Origin of the sequence: Streptomyces sp. 13-12-16 (assembly GCF_002114215.1) — a bacterium.
In the GTDB taxonomy this organism is placed as follows: domain Bacteria; phylum Actinomycetota; class Actinomycetes; order Streptomycetales; family Streptomycetaceae; genus Streptomyces.
Genome location: NZ_NCTE01000908.1, coordinates 1 through 998 on the forward strand (window position 1 = coordinate 1; position 998 = coordinate 998).

General features: G+C 75.8%; 1 protein-coding gene. It reads right to left on the reverse strand.

The genetic code is table 11. The features are described from left to right. Window positions 1-3: 3 nt before the first annotated feature. Window positions 4-762, reverse strand: coding sequence for an SDR family oxidoreductase (locus tag B7767_RS31800; RefSeq protein ID WP_085575150.1), 759 nt, complete (start codon window positions 760-762; stop codon window positions 4-6). Window positions 763-998 lie beyond the last annotated feature (236 nt).

Consider the following 998-nt stretch of genomic DNA (forward strand, 5'->3'; position numbering starts at 1 on the left):
CGCTCACCGGCGGGCGACGCGGGCTCCGAATCGTTTCGTCAGGTACTCGTCGAACGTGCCCCTGCCGACCGCCCGCTCCGGGGCGAGGTGGCCGCCCGCGCGGAAGGCGTCGTAGGACGCGCCGCGCAGCGGGACCTTCACCACCGCGCGGCGGCGGCCCGTGGCCTTCAGATACGCGCGGGCCAGGGAGTCGAACGTCCGGATCTCCGGCCCGCCCATGTCGTCGACGCGGCCCGCCGGTGCGCCCTGGGCCAGCTCGGCCAGGCGGTCCGCGACCTCCGTGACGTCGACCGGCTGGTCCTTCACCCGGGCCGGCAGCAGCAGGACCGGAAGCCTGGCCATGCCCTGGAGGACCGTGAACACCAGGTCGTGGAACTGGGTGGCGCGCAGCACCGTCCAGCCCGGCCCCGACTCCTCGACCAGCCGCTCCACGGCCAGCTTGGACCTGTAGTAGCCGAACGGCACCCGGTCGACACCGACGATCGAGATGTACACGAGGTGTCCGACCCCGGCCCGCCGGGCCGCCGCGATCAGGTTCCGCGCGGCCTTCTCGTCGCCACCGCGCGCGGACGTCGCGCAGTGCACGACCGTGTCCACGCCCGTGACGGCCTCGTCCAGCGCCGGCCCGCCCTCGCGCAGGTCGACGGCGTACGGCTGAGCGTGCCGGCTGAGCCCCCGCACCTCGTGCCCGCCCGCCCGCAGCCGCGCGACGACGTGCCGGCCGAGCGTTCCGGTACCGCCGGTCACCAGGATCGTGCTCATGCTGTTCCGTCCCTCCGGGCACCCGGCGCTCCCCGACGGAGCGCCCCGCGTCTGCCGGGACGGACCGCCCACCGCCGGATGTGACATCGGTCCGGGGACCCGCCCCCGTACGGGGTCCAGCTTCTCCGGGTCCGGCACCGGGCGCATCCGGGCGTGGTGAGGCCCGGCGGCGGGCAAGGGCCGTCGTCACCGCCGCCGGGCCGGTCCGTGAGGGTCAGCAGGCTCCCTGGTCCCGC